Raw genomic sequence first — 17300 nt, 5'->3', positions numbered from 1 at the left:
AGCAAAACAACCCAACCTTATGCAGGTTTGCAACGTGCCAACGGCGAGTCCTACTCTTAAAAAGGAATTCTAAAATGCCAGCAGTCCAAAAACATTTTGAAGATTTTCACTCGAAAATCAAGCTCGACGAAGACGACGAGAAGGCCACACTTCGCGAAAAGCGCGACACCCTTTTGGCTGCGTTGAAGAAAAATCTTGCAGATGATGTCCCAGAATTCAAAAGTTTCCATCAAGGCAGTTACTCCATGCACACCGGAGTTGTGCCTCTCGATGGCAACTACGACATTGACGTTGGCCTGATTTTCGACTGTAAAAAAGATGAATATGCCGACCCCGTCACTCTCAAGAAGAAAATTCGCGATGCGTTGGACACACATGGTCGCAGAGTAAATATCCGCCGTCCGTGCGTCACCGTGAACTATATGCGAGGAGAGGAGATTGTCTATCATGTTGACCTGGCGGTGTACGTCAAGCGTGATGACGGCTTCCTCGATATTGCAAAGGGCAAAGAGAACTCGGAGGCAAGCAAGCGCGTTTGGGAGCAGTCTGACCCGAAGACGCTCACCGAGGTTATCTGCACGGCGTTTACCGACACCTACGAATTGGCGCAATACCGAAGATGTATCCGCTACTTGAAGCGGTGGCGGCAAGTCCAGTTTTCGTCCGGGGCACCATTGAGCATTGCGCTTACGCTAGCTGCGCAGAAGTGGTTCAAACCTCATTTCGAAATGTCCGGTAAAGCAGGCGACCTTCAAGCCATGCTGAACTGGGTTGACGCAATCCTGAGCCAGTTTCACTGGACGAGCGCTGACGGAGGCAATCACCAGCGGCTTTCGGTCACGCTACCGGTTGCCCCCTATCGCGACCTCATGGGCTGGATGACCGAAGGGCAGATGAGTACAGTGATGTCTAAGTTTGAAGTTCTTCGTAAAGCCCTGGAAGAGGCCTTTGACGAGGACTTGCCAGAAGATGCTTGCAAGGTGCTGAACAAGCAGTTTGGAGGCGATTTCACTGTACCGGAAAAGGCTGCGACTGCCCGTGCCGTGGTAACGCCCGTTATTAGCACAGGTAACTCGGCCTAATGGACTCAGTTAGCGCAAACGAAACATTGGTAGATGCCTGTCTCGAGGCGGTTCGCCTAGCCAGTCTCGACCGTGGCCTACAAGTAAAGGCCATTGAGATCACGCCTGTGAAGCGCCTTCGTGTTGTAGTTGAAGGTGCTTCTCAACAGTGGGACCTGGAAATCGAATGCCTGACTGATTCACTCATACGGCTACCAAGAGTGAGATTGCTGCCGACCGGCGGCTTGCATCCTCATGTGGGCTATTACGGCACTGTATGTGTCAGTGACAATCAAGGACTTTCGCTCGATCCCGACAGGAAGGCCGATATAGTCGCCTACACATTTCTCGCCGCCGTAGACTTGTTGGAGAAATGGGCTGCGGACACGATAGGGAGCATTGAAGAGTTCTTCAACGAGGTTGAGGGTTACTGGGGCGGACTGCCAGACGCGATTTGTACGTCGGGTGCCATTGATACGGATGGTCGGGACCGGCTGGTCGCATCCTATCTAAAGTTTAAAAATAAGAGGGCTCAGTGGTTTTTCACCGAGCGCGATGCGCAGCCGCACAGAACGTTCGATGTGAAGGGGGCTGCTGCCCAGAGCGCCTTGTACGTTCACATGACCGAACTGGTTCCTCCGCCAGCTCATCCTGAAAAGCTTACTGCTGGTTTTGTAGCCGCCATACGCGACAGAATGTCGGCAGCTCAACTTGAGCTCTGGGCTAGACTGGTTCGGCCTTCGTCCAACAAGAATCATCCGAAAAAAGCGGTGCTTTTGATATCCGTTCCACGCGCTGCTGGCGGCGTATCAGTGGTCGGTGTTGAATTCGGAACACGAAATGGCGACGTAGACCTCAACGCGCCCGTTACGCCACTGACAATGCGGCGCCTAACGGCGTCCTACATGCGCGAACGTGGCGGTGCATCTTCCACCATGTTTTCAAAACACGTCGTCATCATCGGGTGCGGGGCAATTGGTGCCGTGGTTGCCGACGCACTCGCCGCCTCCGGTGTTGGCAAGCTCACCCTTGTCGACTACGACGAATACTCTGAAGATAATGTGTTTCGCTACATATTGGACCCGTACTGGATTGATTCGTCTAAAGTCTGCGGTCTTAAATACCAGCTCGAGGCACACTATCCTGGGCTGACGGTAACGTCGCGGGCTACGAGTGGTCAGGATTGGTTTAGCAGCGCGGACCTTTCCGATGTGGATGCAGTCGTTTTCGCGCTTGGCCTTCCAACTCTAGAACAAGCATTCTCCCGCGCATTTCGGAGTAAAAATAAGCTACTACCGCTGCTCTTCACTTGGCTAGAGCCACTTGATTTAGGCGGACACTCGGTACTGACATGGTCTCATGAAGAAGGATGTTTGGATTGCCTTTATCGCGATGACGAAGGTGTTCCCAATCTTCAGTCTCGCATCGCTTTCCTAGCTCCTAACCAGGCGGTATCCAAGACGATTACCGGATGCGGAAGCGTATTCGTTCCTTATGGGGCACTGCAGTCTCGCCGCACAGCACTGATGGCCGCCGAACATATTCTATCTGCGCTATCAGGTGGAAGAGGGCCCTCATATCGCTTCTGGGCCGGCGAAGGCAAAGCGGCCTCCGAACAAAACCTGCAACCCACGCCGTGGTGGCGTGAGGCAAGGTCTATCATGCCGAGCGACTTGCAAACAAAGCGAGCATTCGGTAGACCTTGTAAGAGATGTAAGGAGGCCAAATGAAACTGGTCTTCCGCGTGTCCAGCAATCAGCGCGTCATTTTCGTGGAAAAGGCTGTCCAGCAGATGCTCTTGTTTCGCCAGCGCTCGTGGTGGCAGGCAGAGGCAGGTGGCGTCCTATTGGGCCGGCATCTTTTGGACACGGAAGACATAGTGGTTGATGAAGTGACGACTCCGCAGAAGACCGACCGTCGTAGCCGCTTCAGCTTTTTCCGCTCAAAGAAACATGCATTAATCGCTCAAAGCCGATGGTCCGAGGAGGCCAGCACACTAGCGTACTTAGGTTTGTGGCACACCCACCCAGAATCAGACCCCACGCCAAGTGGAGTTGACCGCCAGGACTGGAGGCAAGCGATGTCGACGGATGCCTTTCACGGTGACCGGCTCTTTTTCCCAATAGTCGGCATCGAACGAATTCGTGTTTGGTCGATGACTTGTGATGGAGCGTTTTTCGAATTGAAGGAGGAGACTAAAGATGGCTAGGACGCAAGCACGAGCAACAATTCCGTCTACTACGAGACAAGCGCTTTGGATTGCGGCTGCAGGAAGATGCCAATTTCGAGGCTGCAACAAGCCAGTGTCCCGTGACTTCTTGACCAAACGAGCAGCGAAAATCGGCGAGCTCGCCCACATTATTGCCGACAGCCCTGACGGTGCTCGCGGCGTTGTGGGGATATCTGAAAAGCTCGCCGATGATGCGAACAATCTCATGCTGGCATGCTATGACTGTCACGCACGCGTGGACCGTAACGGGAAAGACAACGAATACACGGCGTCGCAGCTCCAGGCGATGAAACGGGAGCACGAGGCGCGCATCGAGCTGATATACAGCGCCGTTGGGGTCACAGATAGCTTGCCAATACTAATGTCATTTCCCATCGGGAGCCATGTGCCGGTCTTTGATATTCGCCAAGTGAACTTTGCGATGCTCGAAAATAGCCGATTCACACGCGCTCCTAGGACCCCGCACATCCATATCGACCGCGCCGATTTCGATACGTTGGACAGCGTTGAGGATTTTTGGCCGCGCGCTGAAGCAGCACTGCAAACAATTTTTGAGCAGCGAATCCGACCTGTGCTGACAGAGAAGCATGGACCGACACACTTGACGATTGCTGCGTTTGCGCCGATTCCGATGCTCATGAAATTGGGCGCACTTTTAGGCGACAAGATTGAGACAACGGTACTCGACTTGCCGGTTGAGCGGTGGCTGTGGGATGCTCGGACAGATTGTCCGGCGCCGAGCTACAAATTTGACGTTCCCGATGAGCTCCCTCCAGAGGTTTCAGTGGTCGTCAATATTTCGGGCGTCGCCACGCGGCCTGACGTCCAGATGCCGGTCTTGGAATTCCGTGTTGTAGCGCCCGGTAGGGGAGTCATCCGAACTGAGGCGCATGTACTCGAGTTCCGCCGACATTTCAATGCCTTCTTAAATGCGCTAAACGCCGGCGGGGTTCGCGTGTTGCACATCTTGCCAGCGACCCCGTTGAGCGCAAGTGTCGAAATTGGACGCATGCTCCTCCCGAAGATTTTTGAGGAAGTGCATGTTTGGGAATGGCAAGCCCCCAGTTGGAAGCGTGCGGTGCGCTTAAAGTAGGTTTTGCTAGCGCAGTGCGAGATCGACCAAAACCTCAAGCACATGCTCCAGCGCTGTTTTTTCGGCAATCCTGAAAAGCGCCTAACTGAACTCAACCTGGAACCGCAGCAGTTCCGTTTTGGCCGACAAGTGGAACTGTTAGCTTTACCTCCAAGGCGCCAAGCTGCGTATCACTACAGTCCGGCCTCGGCAGCAATACCTTCCACTGTCACCCCAAGTTCAGTCGCGAGCCTGATCAAGGTCAACCACGCTGGGTTACTTTGCCCACGCTCGATCATACCGATGAAGCTTATGTTCACTCCCGATGCATGAGCCAAATCTTCCTGCGTCATATTTCGCTCCTTGCGCAGCTTGCGGACAGCTCGTCCTAAGGCGACAAGTTCGGGTTGCTTAGCATGTGGAGAAAAATTGGTCACCGAGCCATGATGTCGCTATACTGTCACCGTTGCCAACGGACATGTCCGTTATTCTTGAGGTGATCCGCACCACAAGGTTAAATTTTTCCTGAGTGCAACTGGGTTGATGCTCGAGCAGTACGTAGTAAGCGGCGGCGGCTACTCACCCAAATCACGTTAACAGTTGCACTTAACTAGACGTTATAACGTTCTTTGGGCTAAACATGTCACTCTCCTCTATGCACGCTCGCCTCCAATGCACAGATAGTTCTCTCTTACTGCCTTCAAGCCTCCCAATTGACGAGTTAATTTTTTTGACACGGAAAATCGCCCTGTGTTTGGATGGCGGGATGGACTTGCCGGAACGGTCAGAGCTCAAGATTTTTTTAACTGACTATTTGGGATTGCTTGTCCGAATGCAATCGGTAAAGAACTACAGCCAATTTCTCACTCAAGTAGACACGATAGTGCCTGAACTTATGATTACCTTGGACTCGGCTATCCGAGATGAACTCGTATCTCGCTTGATAGGCTGTTCCATTCATCGTTCGAGCTTGCCTCTAGCAATTAACGGATATTTCGATGAGATCAACATATCTGCTGAAACCCCAAACGCACGGAGTGAGCCGGAAAAACGGGCACACGATGAAGCAGGTTTAGATACATGAACAATACTTGCCGAGCCAGGTCAGCCCCGTTATTCAGGGTATTGGCCGACGCCGTAAGTCCTTGCGGATAAGTGGAAATTCATAGATGGACAACATGCTAAATGTACCCCCTTTGCTTTCGAGCTTATGCCTCGTGTATCTCGACTTTGATGGAGTCCTTCATCCTGATGACGTGTACTGGTCTCGCAAACGTGGTATCCACATGCGAGCCTCCGGTCATAGCCTCTTCGAATGGGCCTACATTTTAGAAGACCTGCTTGCACCGTACCTAGAAGTGAGGATAGTGTTAGCCACCAGCTGGGTTCGGTTGAAGAGCTTTCAATACGCCAAAAAGCAGTTGAGCCCAAGTCTACAGGCCAAGATTATAGGCGCTACATTCCACCGTCGAGAAATGAACAAATTCGTATTCGAGAACACGTCACGGGGAGCGCAAATTTATGCCGATGTACTGCGCAGGCATCCTACGAACTGGCTTGCGATTGACAACGACGATGTCGGATGGCCAACCCATTGTCGCGATAATTTGATCAAAACCGATGACCACCAAGGACTAAGCGATCCGGACGTTCAAACAGCAATCCGAACACGTCTAATGACGCTTCTTGCGGTCGATCTTCCTGACTGAAAGCTATAGCAATGTCCGACCAAATCGATCCTCTTAGCGCACCGGATGACTTTCCTTGGCTGCAAAAGCTTGGCGCTGTTTCTGGCGCTGCCACGAAGCTTCTCCTAGTTCGCACACCGGGCGGCGGATTTGCCGCACCAACACAATCAGCAGAAGAGAGAAACCTTCGATGGAATAAATGTGAGGTGCTCGCTGGTAAGGTGGCACGGGCCGCTGCCCGCAGCAAGGCTGAGAAGTGCTCGCATATGTCAGAAGAGTCTATATTGGAGCTTTATCTGCCGGCTATGCAGGCGACATACTTTGCAAGTGAAGGCGAAGCGTTTTGGATAGTACGAAGAGCTGCTTTGATTCTCGGCTGGCCTATGCCAAAGCACTTGCAATCAGGGTCCTCTAACGGAGCATAGATCGGTACACTCGTTAATGGTACCTAATTTGTATAAATGATATATATTATTTATTTAATTTTTCAAAGTTTTTTTGGGGGCGACTGCAAATACTCCAGCTATGAACTGCATCGAGACCGTCCAGTACGTGCCAAACTCATTTCCAAGAATGGCCGACATCCTTTTTTCAATGACACGGGCGTGCTTACGGTGCAGGACGATGGCCGTGTATGTATTTAGAGTGGCATGCTCGTCCAAGACAAGATCAATAGGGAGCGCTAGATGACGGTTGTGACGGTTACATCCCGTGGGCGAATCACTCTTCCTAAGGCGATGCGGACAGCTATGGGGCTACTCCCAGGGGCTCGGCTGACCTTCATCCAACTTCAAGATGGCACGGTTATAATGACGGTGCGGCATCGAAAGACCGAGGAGCTTGGCGTGACTATGGGCACGAAGTGACATCCGTGATGCCTATTGAAAAACTGCGAAATCAAGCCGTATCTTTCAAATAAACGCCTATCTCTTCCGCCGAATTTATTTCGCTGAACGTTTTTTGAAACGTCTATCTGGCAAGATTCCCTTGGCCTGAGAGCCATTAGGTGTTCATTCGTGGTCGGTATTACTGAATCGTGGTAAATTATAGTTTGCAGTTTGCAGTTGTCGTTGATGAGTGCATCGAGTTAAATGCTGTGCGCTCCCCAGTCGATGAGACGGGCCGCTGGCAATTTTCACAGCGCCTTTCATGAACACATGTGCGAGTTCCTAAACTTGAATTTAAAGACTTTAACTTAGCTATTCGCTGTACACATCCCAAGGATATGTAAGACAAGAATAGAGCCTTACCATTTAGGTGGCCTCCGTTTCTGGCACCTCGGACTATCGATATGCTTCCACCCATAAATATCTCAACGGAAGCCACCCAAAATTTCAGGTTACAGGTTCTGCTGCGCTTCGGGTGAACAGCAGGTGCGGGAGGAGGGCGATATGTGCAACCACAGCTGGCGGAGCGCGGCGGAGCATTTCGGGGAGAAACCTGTACTTTGGTCAGCAAAATGGAACGTGATTCAATCGTAGACATCACTCAATCGAAGAACACGGGTTTCTTAACGCAGCCATGGACATTCGATTCGTCACTTAAACCCTTTACCTACAAGGCATCCTGCAATGTCCATGGTACTGCTATTCGCAGGTGCCACGAATACATGCAATCGTTCCAGGCTTTTGGCGTACGGTTGCGCGACTTCCAGAAAGCCTCGCTCGAGGCGTGGGTGCAGGAATACCGTGGCGACCTTGGCGTGGCGCTGACCGACGTGGTGGGCATGGACGCCTTCCTCGACGACTTCGACCTGTACTTTGCCAAGTTGTTCGACGGGCTGCGCCACGATTCGGGCGACCCGGTGGTGTGGGGAGAAAAAGCGCTGGCCCACTACACGGCGCTGCGCATCGACGCCAAGACCAAGCGGCTGGTGTTCTCGGACGGACTGAATCTGGAGAAGGCCATCGACCTGTACCGGCACTTCGCCGACCGCATCATGACCGGCTTCGGCATCGGCACGCACCTGACCAACGACGTCGGCCTGAAGCCGCTCAACATCGTCATGAAGCTGGTCAACTGCAACGGCCAGTCGGTGGCCAAGCTGTCGGACTCGCCCGGCAAAACGCTGTGCAAGGACGAGACCTTTTTGGCGTATCTGCGCCAGGTGTTCCACCACCCGGCCGCCTGAAACCAGGGCAGGGCAGTGGTGCCAGAAGCCGGCCGCGTGGGCCGGCTTTTTTTACGCCGGACGGGCGTTGAAGCCGCTCATGATGGCGTCGGCGTTGCCGCCTTCATCCTCATCGTAGATATCGACGGACAGCATGGCGCCGCTGCGTTCGCGCGCGTGCGCGGCGGCGTCCGGGCCGCCCGGTGTCAGCGCGTCGAAGATGTTACCGACGGTGCTGGTGGCCACGCTCGGCGGTAGCGGCGTGTGCTTGGTCAGCTTCACGGTGGACGGAGGAAAACCCTTTGCCAGCAAGGCGCTGCGTGCGCTCTCGGCATCGGTCACCTGTTCGAAATTGCGGTGTATTGTGCGTGTCATGACGGCCTCCTTGGTTAAACCGTAGCGGGCGGCGGCTTAGAAGCCGGCTACCACGGTTTCGAAATGCTCCACCTTGGGCGGTGTAGCGAAATAGCTGCCGACCAGTCCGCGCCAGGTCTGGAACGCGGGACTGCCACGGAAATCGACGGTATGGTTTTCAAGGGTTTGCCAGCCGATCACCAGATGGTAGGTGTCGGGCGTTTCGATGTCGCGGTCGAGGCGCATCGACAGACAACCGGTGGCCGCTTTGAACAAGGGCACCGCTTCGGCCACGCCGGCCTGGAAGGCATCGTGGGCATCCGGCTTGATATACAGCTCGGCGACTTCATAAATCATGGGGCATCCTTTTGAAAGTATGTCCCCTATTGTGCCTCAACTGCGGCGGGCGTGCGCAGGATGAAGCGCATCGCCTGGCGGGCCAGCTCCTTGACGTCGGCGCCGCTGCCGGGTTTGTACCACTGCACGGTCCAATTGAGCGCGCCAAAGATCAGCAGGCGGTCGAACGACGACGGCATCGCCCAGTCGCCGGACAGGTGCAGCTCGGCGATGGCGCGGTCCCACACGGCCTCGTAGCGATCCTTGAGCGCGACCACGCGCGAGCGCGACGGCTCGTCGAGCGAGCGCCACTCGTACAGCAGCACGGCGATGTAATGGTGGTCGGGCGCCAGCAGCGTGTGCAGATGAGCCTCGACCAGCTGGCGCAGGATCTCGCAGGGCGGCAACTGCTGGCTGCCGATGGCCTCGATCTCTGCCAGCGAGCGTTCCAGGCCTTGCTCCATGATGGCGGCCAGGATGTCCTGCTTGGTCTTGAAGTGATAAAACCAGCTGCCGGCCTGGATGCCGGCGGCGGCGGCGATATCGCGCACGGTAGTATTTTCGTAACCTTTGGTACGAAACAATTCGGCCGATTTCTCGATCAATTCCGCGCGCAATCCGCCGCTTTCCCCCTTCAGAGGGCGCCCGCGTTTTTTCGGGCTGGGAGCGTCAATAGTAGCGGCGTTAGGCATGAAAAGGTGTCTGAACAGTAGTTTGGGTACATCCCATTCTAATGCAGCGTCCGCTCGCGAAATTGAAAAAGTGTTTGAAATTGTTACTTTCCGTATGGCAGCAAGCGGCTTTTGTGCTGCAATGCAACACTTTGGTTTGCGGCGCGATTGAGCGTGGTCAAAGGATTATCGAAAATAAGGCATAGGCTGGCGGTGGCGAGATCTTCAGCAATGGCTGTGCATGACAGCGGCAATCGTGCCCACAAAGATATTGGAATGGAAATCAGGACGCAGATGCAGACGCGGGAGCCAGGCGAGGGTTTCGCCGAGGTGAACGCGCGGGCTCATGGGCCTGATGATCACCAGCCTGCTGGCGACGGCGGTGCTGTTCGCCCGCGCCGCGCACTGGCTGTAACTTAAGGAATTGGTGCCGGTATATTTCCCGACCGCCGGCGCCGGTAGTAGCCGCCTCAGGAGGCGCTAATGGGTCGTTCTGTGTGAGAACTGAAGCCATCATATCGGGCGATTGTGACAGGCGTTTGACCGGGGTTCCGAATGGGCATGCGCCGAGCAGCAAAGTGCGCTAGAATGGAGGTCTGTGGGGACGACCTGGTTTCGACGTGGGTTGCAAAGCAGAGCAGGGCATACCGAGGGCTGGTTACCTCGTAAATACACCCAGAAAAACTTAACTGCAAACGATAACTCGTACGCACTGGCAGCTTAATTGCTGTTAGCTCCACAACACCTCGTCCCTGGGGTGGGCCGTTAAAAGCTGTGGAGTCATTTACAGGGACTCGCGCTGTGAGGGGTCGCTTCGATCAGCGCTAAATCTAAGGTGAATCGCTAGTCCAAAACGTGCACGTCCGTGTTGTACTGGTTAAATTAAATGATAGTGCTAAGTATGTAGAACTGTCTGTGGAGTGCTTGCGGACGCGGGTTCGATTCCCGCCGTCTCCACCACTGAATTTAAAATAGAGCCCCGCCAGGCGCAAGTCTGGTGGGGCTTTGTTTTTGTCCAGCGCCTTTGTTCGGTAGAGATCAAAAACATATCCGATACGAAAGCCGGGTTGTGCCCGAAAACGCGCTCTGCAATCGGAACCGTTGTGCAACAGACGCGGTGAAGCTGCGCGCTGTACTTGAGCCTCAGTTCAAAGCGCCCTCTGCACGGAGAAGCGCCACCGCAAGATCGATAAAGGCCCTTACTTTGGGCGTCGAACGCCGCCCCTCATGGTGCACGACATTGACCGGCATCGGCGCCGACTCATACTGGCTCAGCACGGTCTTGAGCCGGCCGGCCGCCAGATGCGGGGCCACCATATAAGAAATCACCCGGGTCAGTCCGAAGCCGCGCACAACAGCCGCGATGGCCGCGTCGTTGCTGGAGCTGATCAGGCGGGGACGCACCCGCAAGACCATCGGCTGGCGCTCGGATTCGAAGCGCCATTCTGGCGCGGCGGTCACGCCACCGGCCAGCACGATGTCGTGCTCTGCAAGTTCCTCCGGCGTGAGAGGCAGGCCGCGCGCCTCGAGATAAGCGGGCGAAGCGCAGACGATCTGCCGCACCTGGCCCACCCGCACCGCCTGGTAGCTTGAATCCGGCAGCTGCCCTAGCCGAATCGCCACGTCGATGCCTTCATCCATCATGTTGACCACGCGGTCGAGGAACCGACATTCCACCTCGGTGTCCGGATAACGGCGCAGGTACTCCGTCACCACCGGTGTGACGTACATGGCGCCGAACAGCACCGATGAGGTGATCACCAGCTTGCCGCGCGGCTCGGCATGGGTGCCGGTGGCGGCCTGCTCGGAATCGGTCACGTCGGCCAGGATGCGCCGGCAGTCGGCCGCGTAGCGCGCGCCCACATCGGTGACGCGCACCATCCGTGTGGTCCGCGTCAGAAGACGCACCCCCATTTTTTCTTCCAGCTCCGTCACCGCGCGTGTCACCACCGGTGGCGAGATCCGCAACTTGCGCGCGGCCGGCGCGAAACCGCCTTCTTCGACCACGGCCAGGAATATCGACATCGTGTACAGCCGATCCATATTATTCCACTTTCAGGAATGGTTCATTGCAGATTGTCTGGATTCTCATTGCCCTGCAAAAGAGTCAAACTGTAAGCGCTGGATAACACTTCGTCAACCACCCAAGGAGAAATGCCATGAGCCGCATCGCCATCATCGACAAGAGCAACGCCAACGCCGAACAACAAGTCCTGCTGGACACCATTCAAGCCCAGCTCGGCATGGTGCCGAACTTCCTGAGAGTTTTTGCCAACTCGCCCGTGGCGCTGCGCGCCTTCCTGGGACTGCACGGTGTGGCCGGCGCTGGCAGTCTCGACGCGCAAACGCGCGAACGCATCGCCCTGGCGCTGGCCCAGCAAAACGGCTGCGAATATTGCGTCTCGGCGCACACGGCTATCGGGCGTAAAAGCGGGCTGACCGGCGACGAAATCAGCGCCGCCCGCCACGGCACCAGCGAAGACGCACAAGCGGCGATCGCCGTCCGGTTGGCCACCAGCCTGATGGAGAAAAAGGGCGATGTGAGCGCCATCGAGATCGCCCAGCTGCGCAGCGCCGGCTTTACCGATGGCGACATCGTGGAAATCATCACCCACGTCGGCATGAATTTCCTGACCAATATCCTCGGCAAAGCCAGCAAAGTCGAGATCGATTTCCCGCAAGTCGATTTGAAACTGGCCGCCTGAGCCTGCCGCTCACATAACAACTACGCTACCTCAAGGAGCATTGCCATGAACTCGTCATCGTCCGTCTGGGCCCGCCTGGCCCTCACCGCCGGCTTCGTCGCCGTCAGCGCCGCCGCCAGCGCTGCCGCACCTGCCGTATCCACTGCCGTGAGCTATCACACCGTCAACATCGATGGCGTAAAAGTGTTTTACCGAGAAGCCGGTCCGAAAAACGCGCCGACGCTGTTGCTGCTGCACGGCTTTCCCACTTCGTCGCAGATGTTCCGCAACCTGATTCCGCAACTGTCCGACCGCTACCATGTGATCGCGCCGGACTATCCGGGCTACGGCCAGAGCGACCAGCCGTCGATGGACAAGTTCACCTACAGCTTCGACAACCAGGCCAAGGTCATCGACAAATTAACCAGCCAGCTTGGGCTGACGAAATACGCGCTTTATGTGCAGGACTACGGCGCGCCGATCGGCTACCGCCTGGCCGCCGCCCATCCCGAACGGGTGACGGCGATCGTCGTGCAAAACGGTAACGCCTACGACGAGGGCCTCGACAACGAATTCTGGCAGCCGGTCAAGGCGTACTGGAAAGACAAATCCGAAGCCAACGCCGCCAAGCTGCGTCCGCTGGTCGAGATCGACGCCACCAAATGGCAATACACCGAGGGCTTTCGCAACCCGGCAACGAGCGTGAGCCCCGACGCGTGGATGCTGGACCAGGCCTATCTGGACCGTCCCGGCAACAAGGCCATTCAGCTGGAAATGTTGTACAGCTACGGCACGAACCCGCCGCGCTATCCCGAGTGGCAAGCGTATTTCCGCAAACACCAGCCGCCGATGCTGATCGTCTGGGGTAAGGGCGACAAGATCTTCCCGGCGGCGGGTGCCACGCCTTACCTGCGCGATCTGCCGAAGGCCGAGCTGCACCTGCTCGACACCGGCCACTTCGCACTGGAAGAAGAGGGCCCGGAGATCGCGCGGCTGATGCGCGACTTCCTCGGCCGCAAAGTGAAACCTTAAATCTAACCTTTTTCGGGAGCCATCATGGGCCGCGCATTTTCCGACATCACCTTTACCCCGAACGTGCGCGCCATGCAGGAACGCATGGGCAGCCGGGAGCAATACGAGGGCTTCGACCGGATGACCAACCGGGCCGACCGCCTTGGTCGCATGGAGGCCGAGTTCATCGCCCAGGCCGACCATTTTTATCAGGCGACGGTGAGCGAAACGGGCTGGCCGTATGTGCAGCATCGCGGCGGGCCGGCCGGCTTCCTGAAAGTTCTCGATCCGAAAACGGTCGCCTTTGCCGACTTTCGCGGCAACGTGCAGTACCTCAGCGTGGGCAACCTGCAGAAGGACGATCGCATTTCAATCATCATCATGGATTACGCCAACCAGATGCGCCTGAAGCTGATCGGCCGCGTGCGCCTGGTGGAAGCCGCCGACGATGCGGAACTGATCGAACGGCTGCGCAAGCCCGGCTATGCGGCGCGCATCGAACGCGCGTTCGTCATCACCGTCGAAGGCTACGACTGGAACTGTCCACAGCACATCACGCCGCGCTTTACCGAAAGCGAAATCGCCGAAATGACGGCGCCGCTGCATGCGCAGATCAAGCACCTCAAGGAGCAGTTGGCCGCGAGCACGGCCAGGCAACCCTTGAGCGAGCCGGCGGCCAGCGGCGAGTTGCCTGTGACCGGCGCGGTCAACCGGCCCGTCATGGTGACCTTGAAACGCAGCCGCAAAGTGATCGATGTGCCTGCCAGCGCCAGCATTCTGGAGGCGGTGGAAGCGGCCGGCGTCGATGCGCGATCCTCCTGCAGGGTCGGCAACTGCGGCGCCTGCCGCGTCAAGGTACTGGCCGGCACGCCGGAACACCGCGATAACGTGCTCAGCGAAGAAGAGCGCGCAAAAGAAATGTGCATCTGCGTATCGCGTGCCAGCGGCGATACGCTCGAACTCGACCTTTAAGGAGTCATCATCATGAACGCGATACATCCAGCGGCACAGGCCGCACCAGGCACCACGCTTCACTACCTGCCGGTCGGCCTGTTCGGCGCCGTGATGGGCAGCATAGGCTTGGCACTGGCGTGGCGCCTGGCGGCCGGCATCTTCGGCGTGTCCGCCCGGATAGGCGAAGTCCTGTCGGTGGTCGCATTGCTGGCGTTCGCCGTCGTCGGGACGGGCTACGCCGTCAAGGCCTGGTTCGGCTTCGACGCGGTGCGGAGCGAGTTTGCCCATCCCGTCGCCAGCAACATGTTCGGCACACCGCTGATCACTTTGCTGTTGCTGCCGATTCTGCTGGCGCCGTTCCAGCTGACCGCCGCGCGTTTGCTGTGGGGTGCGGGCGCCATCGGCATGCTGGTGTTTTCGGTGGCTATCGTGGGCCGCTGGCTGAGGGAAAAGCAGACCGTGATCACGCCGGCGATGCTGATCCCGGTCGTCGGCCTGCTCGATGTGCCGCTGGCGTTGCCTGCGCTCGGCTGGCAATCATTGCACGGCGTGATGGTGTTCTCGGTCGCGGTCGGTCTGGTCTTCGGGTTGCCGTTGCTGGGCATGGTGCTGACGCGCCTGATGCGGGAAGATGCGATGCCGGCGCCGCTCCAGCCGACGCTGGTGCTGCTCAGCGCACCGTTCAGCGTTGGTTTTTCAGCCTACGCCACGACGACCGGCCAGATCGATCTCTTTGCGGAAGGGCTGGTGATGGTGATGTTCTTCGCGCTTGCCATCGTCGCCGGCAGTTTGCGCGCGCTGGTTGCCGGGCACGCGTTCCGCCTGTCGTGGTGGGCGGCCGGTTTCCCGCTCGCCGCCGCCACGCTGGCCGCCTTGCGCTACGCCGGCCATGCGCGTCACGTCGTTGCCGATGGTTTGGCGCTGTTGTTGCTGGCAACGACGACCGTGTGTATTGCCGTCTTCGCCGTGCGGACGCTGCGCGCTGTGTTCAAAGGGGAGTTGCAAACGCTGGTGTGAGCAGGCAGGCGCGATCCGATGCATAATCTGCTGCTGGGAATTCTTGGGAGTTGAAGTGAACGATCATATGGTGGCAGTGGAGCTGGAAAAAGCGTACAGGTTGCTCAATCACGGTCCGACGGTGCTGGTGTCCGCCTCGCACGGCGATGTCGACAACGTCATGGCGGCGGCTTGGTCTTGCGCGCTGGATTTCTCGCCGCCCAAAGTGACGCTGGTGTTGGACAAGGCGACCAGCACGCGCGCGTTGGTGGAGGGCAGCGGCTATTTCGCGCTGCAGGTGCCCAACATGGCGCAAGTCCAGCTGACCTACGACGTCGGCAATCTCAGCCTGGCCGACGCGCCGGACAAGCTGGAACGCTGTGGGATCGCGTTGTTCCGCGCCGGCGAACGCGACATGCCGCTGGTCTCCGGCTGCTCGGCCTGGCTGATCTGCAAGGTGATCCCCGAGCCGCATATCGAGCAGACCTATGATTTATTCATCGGCGAAGTGGTGGAAGCCTGGGCCGACGACCGCGTGTTCCGCAACGGCCACTGGGAATTCGACAAGGCCGATCCCGCGCTGCGCAGCCTGCACTACGTCGCCGGTGGTCAGTTTTATGCGATCGGCGAGTCGGCGGTTGCCGATACGCGCAAGACGACTTAGTCGAGGCGCTTAGCGCTTCGCTCGATTATTGCGCGGGACGCGGCATATAGCCCGTCATCAGCGCATGCTCCCAGTCGAGCCGTCCGCGTGATTTTGCCAGCGCCGCCATTTCGGCATGTCGATAGGGAATGGCAAAGAAGCTGGCGCGCCACTGGCCATCGATATGTTCGACGATGGCGTACCGCGCATCCGGCGACCCGGACTCAATGACATGCGGACGAGGATAATCGTCCGCATACGCCGGCTGGCCGACACTACCCGGATTGACGATCAGCTGCCCGCGCGCGGTGCGCACGCTGCGGGGCACGTGCGTGTGGCCGCAAACGACAAGGCCCACCTGTACCCCGTCCAGCCGCGCCTCGATCTCCGCCGCAGTGGCCGCCACGTCGACAGTTTGCAGCAAGCCGGTCACGTCACTCGTTGGCGTGCCATGGCAGGCCAGCACATCCGGCGTGATCTGTCGTACCGGCTGCAGGCCGGCAATCCACGCCAGCTCCTTTGCCATCAGCTGCGAGTGCGCGTACGTGTCGCTCGGCCCGGAGCCGGGGTGCAGCTTCAAAATCTGGCGCTCATGGTTGCCCGCCAGATGTACCCAATCCTGCGCCATCAAAAATTGCGCCGTCTCCAGCGGCAGCAGCGGTCCGGACAAGCTGTCGCCGATGTTGACGACCAGATCCGCCCCGCGCCGCGCGATGTCCGTGGCGACGGCTTCAAGCGCCAGCAGATTGCCGTGGATGTCAGAGACGAGGGCGATGCGCATTATGCGGCCTTTGCGAACGCATCGAGCACATCCCGGGTATCGACGATGGCGGCGTATTCCCCGTCCAAATTCGACAGGGCCATGACGTGCACGTCCTCGGCGCTGCGCGGTACGCCGGCGTAGTCAACTTTGGCGAAGGCGAAACAAGCATCGGCAACCACATGGGTCGTAAAGCCGAGGTTGCCCGCCGTCCTGGCGCTGGCCTCCACCGAGTTGTTGGTGCTGACGCCTACGATAACCAGTTCGCCGATGCCGCGCACGCGCAGCCAGCGTTCTAGTCCGCTATTGATAAAAGCGTCGGGAACGTTCTTCTCCATCACATAGGCGTCCGGCGTCGGCGCAAAGCGCTCCTGGAACTCCACTCCGGCCTGGCCGGGCCAGAACGGCGAACCCACGGTTTTCGATATGTGGCGAACATGGACGACTGTGGCGTCTGCCGCGCGCCAGGCGCCGAGCAGGGCGGCGATGTTCTGTTCCGCATCCGGATTGTTGCGTTTGCCGGCGGCCGGATTGGCCATGCCGTTTTGCATATCGATGATGATCAACGCGGCGTTACGTACTTGCATGATGAGATTCTGGATTTGTCGAGAGCAGGGCGATATGTCGATTGTAGCTCGGCATGATAACGGCACCCGGAAAGAGTAGAATTCCACCATCCCAACCCGACGACGAAGCCGATGAACGCCGCCAAGCCCTTGAGCATCGTGCC

At 57.5% G+C, this 17300-nt stretch carries 19 protein-coding genes, 1 other RNA gene and 1 pseudogene; 14 read left to right on the top strand and 7 right to left on the bottom strand.

Translation table 11 applies throughout. The features are described 5' to 3' along the window. Window positions 1–74: 74 nt before the first annotated feature. The 4 genes from ACZ0BA_RS15605 to ACZ0BA_RS15590 all read left to right on the top strand — a co-directional run bounded on the left by ACZ0BA_RS15605 (window position 75) and on the right by ACZ0BA_RS15590 (window position 4384). A complete protein-coding gene (locus tag ACZ0BA_RS15605; protein ID WP_463452133.1) occupies window positions 75–1082 on the top strand; it encodes a nucleotidyltransferase domain-containing protein in 1008 nt (335 codons plus the stop codon). A gap of 206 nt (window positions 1083–1288) precedes the next feature. After that, window positions 1289–2791: a ThiF family adenylyltransferase gene (locus ACZ0BA_RS15600; RefSeq protein ID WP_463452132.1), complete on the top strand. Its 1503-nt coding sequence runs from the start codon at window positions 1289–1291 to the stop codon at window positions 2789–2791. After that, a complete protein-coding gene (locus ACZ0BA_RS15595; protein WP_463452131.1) occupies window positions 2788–3270 on the top strand; it encodes a Mov34/MPN/PAD-1 family protein in 483 nt (160 codons plus the stop codon). The genes ACZ0BA_RS15600 and ACZ0BA_RS15595 overlap by 4 nt, the downstream gene beginning before the upstream one ends. A gap of 109 nt (window positions 3271–3379) precedes the next feature. Further along, window positions 3380–4384: an SAVED domain-containing protein gene (locus ACZ0BA_RS15590; protein WP_463452130.1), complete on the top strand. Its 1005-nt coding sequence runs from the start codon at window positions 3380–3382 to the stop codon at window positions 4382–4384. Window positions 4385–4557: 173 nt separating this feature from the next. Here ACZ0BA_RS15590 and ACZ0BA_RS15585 read toward each other — a convergent pair whose 3' ends face one another. Beyond that, the gene (locus ACZ0BA_RS15585; protein ID WP_463452129.1) at window positions 4558–4800 is read right to left on the bottom strand and encodes a helix-turn-helix domain-containing protein; all 243 of its coding nucleotides are present in this window, start codon (window positions 4798–4800) and stop codon (window positions 4558–4560) included. Window positions 4801–5532: 732 nt separating this feature from the next. On the opposite strand from ACZ0BA_RS15585, the gene ACZ0BA_RS15580 reads away from it, so the two are divergent. From ACZ0BA_RS15580 to ACZ0BA_RS15565, 4 genes and pseudogenes are all read left to right on the top strand, one after another. Further along, entirely contained in the window at window positions 5533–6072 is a 540-nt protein-coding gene (locus tag ACZ0BA_RS15580) for an HAD domain-containing protein (protein WP_463452128.1), read from the top strand. Between the two features lie 11 nt (window positions 6073–6083). Beyond that, entirely contained in the window at window positions 6084–6476 is a 393-nt protein-coding gene (locus ACZ0BA_RS15575) for a hypothetical protein (protein ID WP_463452127.1), read from the top strand. Window positions 6477–6737: 261 nt separating this feature from the next. Next, window positions 6738–6917, top strand: coding sequence for an AbrB/MazE/SpoVT family DNA-binding domain-containing protein (locus tag ACZ0BA_RS15570; protein ID WP_463452126.1), 180 nt, complete (start codon window positions 6738–6740; stop codon window positions 6915–6917). 734 nt (window positions 6918–7651) lie between these two features. Continuing rightward, window positions 7652–8182 (top strand): annotated as a pseudogene (locus ACZ0BA_RS15565) (beta/alpha barrel domain-containing protein); the annotation flags it as partial. Between the two features lie 51 nt (window positions 8183–8233). On the opposite strand, the gene ACZ0BA_RS15560 reads toward ACZ0BA_RS15565, so the two are convergent. From ACZ0BA_RS15560 to ACZ0BA_RS15550, 3 genes are read right to left on the bottom strand one after another with little or no spacing between them, the layout of a single operon-like run. Continuing rightward, window positions 8234–8536 carry a hypothetical protein gene (locus ACZ0BA_RS15560; RefSeq protein ID WP_463452125.1) on the bottom strand — a complete coding sequence of 101 codons (303 nt, stop codon included), beginning with the start codon at window positions 8534–8536 and terminating at the stop codon, window positions 8234–8236. 36 nt (window positions 8537–8572) lie between these two features. Then, the gene (locus tag ACZ0BA_RS15555; RefSeq protein WP_463452124.1) at window positions 8573–8872 is read right to left on the bottom strand and encodes an antibiotic biosynthesis monooxygenase family protein; all 300 of its coding nucleotides are present in this window, start codon (window positions 8870–8872) and stop codon (window positions 8573–8575) included. 26 nt (window positions 8873–8898) lie between these two features. After that, window positions 8899–9543: a TetR family transcriptional regulator gene (locus ACZ0BA_RS15550; protein ID WP_463452123.1), complete on the bottom strand. Its 645-nt coding sequence runs from the start codon at window positions 9541–9543 to the stop codon at window positions 8899–8901. Window positions 9544–10122: 579 nt separating this feature from the next. On the opposite strand from ACZ0BA_RS15550, the gene ssrA reads away from it, so the two are divergent. Continuing rightward, window positions 10123–10482: a transfer-messenger RNA gene (gene ssrA / locus ACZ0BA_RS15545) on the top strand. 183 nt (window positions 10483–10665) lie between these two features. On the opposite strand, the gene ACZ0BA_RS15540 is transcribed toward ssrA, so the two are convergent. Next, window positions 10666–11565, bottom strand: a complete 900-nt coding sequence (locus tag ACZ0BA_RS15540; RefSeq protein WP_463452122.1) for a LysR family transcriptional regulator — start codon at window positions 11563–11565, stop codon at window positions 10666–10668. A 116-nt stretch (window positions 11566–11681) separates the two neighbouring features. Between ACZ0BA_RS15540 and ACZ0BA_RS15535 the strand changes: the two genes are divergently transcribed. From ACZ0BA_RS15535 to ACZ0BA_RS15515, 5 genes are all read left to right on the top strand, one after another. Next, on the top strand, window positions 11682–12227 hold the full coding sequence (locus ACZ0BA_RS15535; RefSeq protein ID WP_463452121.1) for a carboxymuconolactone decarboxylase family protein: 546 nt from the start codon (window positions 11682–11684) through the stop codon (window positions 12225–12227). A gap of 45 nt (window positions 12228–12272) precedes the next feature. Beyond that, entirely contained in the window at window positions 12273–13238 is a 966-nt protein-coding gene (locus ACZ0BA_RS15530) for an alpha/beta fold hydrolase (RefSeq protein ID WP_463452120.1), read from the top strand. 24 nt (window positions 13239–13262) lie between these two features. Further along, on the top strand, window positions 13263–14189 hold the full coding sequence (locus ACZ0BA_RS15525) for a 2Fe-2S iron-sulfur cluster-binding protein (RefSeq protein WP_463452119.1): 927 nt from the start codon (window positions 13263–13265) through the stop codon (window positions 14187–14189). A gap of 12 nt (window positions 14190–14201) precedes the next feature. Further along, window positions 14202–15188, top strand: a complete 987-nt coding sequence (locus tag ACZ0BA_RS15520) for an SLAC1 family transporter (RefSeq protein ID WP_463452118.1) — start codon at window positions 14202–14204, stop codon at window positions 15186–15188. Between the two features lie 67 nt (window positions 15189–15255). Beyond that, a complete protein-coding gene (locus ACZ0BA_RS15515; RefSeq protein WP_463454766.1) occupies window positions 15256–15831 on the top strand; it encodes a flavin reductase family protein in 576 nt (191 codons plus the stop codon). 25 nt (window positions 15832–15856) lie between these two features. Here the strand turns inward: ACZ0BA_RS15515 and ACZ0BA_RS15510 are convergent, their stop codons facing one another. Together ACZ0BA_RS15510 and ACZ0BA_RS15505 are read right to left on the bottom strand one after the other, a co-directional pair. Beyond that, on the bottom strand, window positions 15857–16591 hold the full coding sequence (locus ACZ0BA_RS15510; protein WP_463452117.1) for a metallophosphoesterase family protein: 735 nt from the start codon (window positions 16589–16591) through the stop codon (window positions 15857–15859). Next, window positions 16591–17157, bottom strand: a complete 567-nt coding sequence (locus ACZ0BA_RS15505) for a cysteine hydrolase family protein (RefSeq protein ID WP_463452116.1) — start codon at window positions 17155–17157, stop codon at window positions 16591–16593. Before ACZ0BA_RS15505 ends, ACZ0BA_RS15510 begins: the two co-directional genes overlap by 1 nt. Between the last annotated feature and the right edge of the window lie 143 nt (window positions 17158–17300).

This window comes from Duganella sp. AC917, from assembly GCF_979258245.1.
This window is presented reverse-complemented; position numbering and strand designations above follow the sequence as displayed.

Coding starts and splice junctions, on each gene's coding strand:
- ACZ0BA_RS15605 (WP_463452133.1), top strand. CDS start 75: ATGCCAGCAGTCCAAAAACATTTTGAAGATTTTCACTCGAAAATCAAG.
- ACZ0BA_RS15595 (WP_463452131.1), top strand. CDS start 2,788: ATGAAACTGGTCTTCCGCGTGTCCAGCAATCAGCGCGTCATTTTCGTG.
- ACZ0BA_RS15580 (WP_463452128.1), top strand. CDS start 5,533: ATGGACAACATGCTAAATGTACCCCCTTTGCTTTCGAGCTTATGCCTC.
- ACZ0BA_RS15575 (WP_463452127.1), top strand. CDS start 6,084: ATGTCCGACCAAATCGATCCTCTTAGCGCACCGGATGACTTTCCTTGG.
- ACZ0BA_RS15570 (WP_463452126.1), top strand. CDS start 6,738: ATGACGGTTGTGACGGTTACATCCCGTGGGCGAATCACTCTTCCTAAG.
- ACZ0BA_RS15560 (WP_463452125.1), bottom strand. CDS start 8,536: ATGACACGCACAATACACCGCAATTTCGAACAGGTGACCGATGCCGAG.
- ACZ0BA_RS15555 (WP_463452124.1), bottom strand. CDS start 8,872: ATGATTTATGAAGTCGCCGAGCTGTATATCAAGCCGGATGCCCACGAT.
- ACZ0BA_RS15550 (WP_463452123.1), bottom strand. CDS start 9,543: ATGCCTAACGCCGCTACTATTGACGCTCCCAGCCCGAAAAAACGCGGG.
- ACZ0BA_RS15540 (WP_463452122.1), bottom strand. CDS start 11,565: ATGGATCGGCTGTACACGATGTCGATATTCCTGGCCGTGGTCGAAGAA.
- ACZ0BA_RS15535 (WP_463452121.1), top strand. CDS start 11,682: ATGAGCCGCATCGCCATCATCGACAAGAGCAACGCCAACGCCGAACAA.
- ACZ0BA_RS15530 (WP_463452120.1), top strand. CDS start 12,273: ATGAACTCGTCATCGTCCGTCTGGGCCCGCCTGGCCCTCACCGCCGGC.
- ACZ0BA_RS15525 (WP_463452119.1), top strand. CDS start 13,263: ATGGGCCGCGCATTTTCCGACATCACCTTTACCCCGAACGTGCGCGCC.
- ACZ0BA_RS15520 (WP_463452118.1), top strand. CDS start 14,202: ATGAACGCGATACATCCAGCGGCACAGGCCGCACCAGGCACCACGCTT.
- ACZ0BA_RS15515 (WP_463454766.1), top strand. CDS start 15,256: ATGGTGGCAGTGGAGCTGGAAAAAGCGTACAGGTTGCTCAATCACGGT.
- ACZ0BA_RS15510 (WP_463452117.1), bottom strand. CDS start 16,591: ATGCGCATCGCCCTCGTCTCTGACATCCACGGCAATCTGCTGGCGCTT.
- ACZ0BA_RS15505 (WP_463452116.1), bottom strand. CDS start 17,157: ATGCAAGTACGTAACGCCGCGTTGATCATCATCGATATGCAAAACGGC.